Below are 744 nucleotides of genomic sequence, written 5' to 3' on the forward strand. Positions count from 1 at the left end.
CCGGGCGTGTGCCCGGTTGACCGACCGTTGGTGTGCGTCGAGTCCCTGCCGTGGCCTGCGCCGGTGAGGGACGGCGAAGGTGCCGCCGGCGCCGAGGTAGCCCAGGTCCGCCGGGACCGGGACGCCGAGCCGGATGCAGGTGTTCACGATGCGGTGCCGGCGGGCCGCCGTCAGGTCATGGGTCCGCCCCGGCAGCGCTCTGGAGACCCACAGCAGTCGGCCGTGCGGGTCGGTGACGAGCTGAAGGTTCACGCCGTGGCGGCGATGCTTCCCCGAGTAGTCGCCGCGGCTGTCGCCGACCCGGTCGCACTCCGCCAGGGTGCCGTCCACCAGCACATACTCCGCCCTGGCCTTCACCTCGCGTAGGGCTCGGGTGAGCCCGGGGGCCCGGCGGGCCAGTAGGCCCACCACGGAGCGGACGTAGGCATGGGCGGTCCCGACGCTGATCCGGAACCCGGCCGCGAGCTGGGCCAGGGTGAGGTGCTGGCGCAGGTACACCAGCGCGACCAGCGCACGCCCGGACGGACGCAGCTTGCACCGCCGGTCCCCCTCCCGGAGGACGATCAGCATCGTGACCGCCTCCACGAGCGCGTGCGGCAGATCCAGTACGGCAGGATAGGCAACCAACGAGGCCCCTCGGGTGAAGAGTTACGGCGTAAGACACCTCGCTCAACACCCCAGGAGCCTCGCCCGTTCCACCACCCCTGCCCATCACCCGATCGGTGACCACTCTGAAAAGGCTCA

General features: G+C 71.5%; 1 protein-coding gene. It reads right to left on the minus strand.

Annotated elements, in window-relative coordinates:
- Positions 1-627: transposase family protein (locus AZE13_RS33530; RefSeq protein WP_079124665.1), on the minus strand; the 627-nt coding region annotated here is incomplete at its 3' end.
- Between the last annotated feature and the right edge of the window lie 117 nt (positions 628-744).

Source organism: Streptomyces sp. NBRC 110611 (assembly GCF_001590865.1).
Classification (GTDB): domain Bacteria; phylum Actinomycetota; class Actinomycetes; order Streptomycetales; family Streptomycetaceae; genus Streptomyces.